The 1,145-nt window shown below is 53.9% G+C and carries 2 tRNA genes and 1 rRNA gene; all 3 read left to right on the top strand.

The features are described from left to right. Nucleotides 1-660 (top strand): 16S ribosomal RNA (locus AB3X99_RS40870); the annotation flags it as partial. 66 nt (nucleotides 661-726) lie between these two features. Next, nucleotides 727-803: transfer RNA gene (locus AB3X99_RS40865), tRNA-Ile, on the top strand. Between the two features lie 38 nt (nucleotides 804-841). After that, a tRNA-Ala gene (locus AB3X99_RS40860) sits at nucleotides 842-917 on the top strand. The last annotated feature ends 228 nt before the right edge of the window (nucleotides 918-1,145 follow it).

Genomic DNA, 1,145 nt, shown 5'->3' with positions numbered 1-1,145 from the left:
CCGCCTGGGGAGTACGGTCGCAAGATTAAAACTCAAAGGAATTGACGGGGACCCGCACAAGCGGTGGATGATGTGGATTAATTCGATGCAACGCGAAAAACCTTACCTACCCTTGACATGTACGGAAGTCCGCTGAGAGGTGGATGTGCCCGAAAGGGAGCCGTAACACAGGTGCTGCATGGCTGTCGTCAGCTCGTGTCGTGAGATGTTGGGTTAAGTCCCGCAACGAGCGCAACCCTTGTCCCTAGTTGCTACGCAAGAGCACTCCAGGGAGACTGCCGGTGACAAACCGGAGGAAGGTGGGGATGACGTCAAGTCCTCATGGCCCTTATGGGTAGGGCTTCACACGTCATACAATGGTCGGAACAGAGGGTTGCCAAGCCGCGAGGTGGAGCCAATCCCAGAAAACCGATCGTAGTCCGGATCGCAGTCTGCAACTCGACTGCGTGAAGCTGGAATCGCTAGTAATCGCGGATCAGCATGCCGCGGTGAATACGTTCCCGGGTCTTGTACACACCGCCCGTCACACCATGGGAGTGGGTTTTGCCAGAAGTGGCTAGTCTAACCGCAAGGAGGACGGTCACCACGGCAGGATTCATGACTGGGGTGAAGTCGTAACAAGGTAGCCGTATCGGAAGGTGCGGCTGGATCACCTCCTTTCCAGAGCTCATCGCTCACTGCGTTTTAAGCGCTCACACTTGTCGGCTGTAAGAAAGACAGACTCAGGGGTCTGTAGCTCAGTCGGTTAGAGCACCGTCTTGATAAGGCGGGGGTCGATGGTTCGAATCCATCCAGACCCACCACTGTCTGTGGCGGGCAGATCCCTTGAGTATGTGTGACTGGGGGATTAGCTCAGCTGGGAGAGCACCTGCTTTGCAAGCAGGGGGTCGTCGGTTCGATCCCGTCATCCTCCACCAATCCTCAATGCTGGTGTCATTGACGCAAACGTCGAAAGATGGTTGCGGTTCAGTGAGACAAGCATTGGCGATTGAGCCAGTCAGAGCGGTATGTGAAAACGTATCGGCTGTCGTTCTTTAACAATCAGGAAGAAGTAGTAAAGAGATTCATCCAAAACACACCTGGAGATGGGTGTGGAGTAGGTGAATCAGGGTTGTGATTGTATCAATGTATTTTTAAGTGATCGA

The sequence above is a fragment of the Paraburkholderia sp. BR10882 genome (genome assembly GCF_040948855.1).
Classification (GTDB): domain Bacteria; phylum Pseudomonadota; class Gammaproteobacteria; order Burkholderiales; family Burkholderiaceae; genus Paraburkholderia; species Paraburkholderia nodosa_A.
The sequence above is the reverse complement of the archived record's forward strand: the minus strand, read 5'-3'. Positions and strand labels throughout refer to the sequence as shown.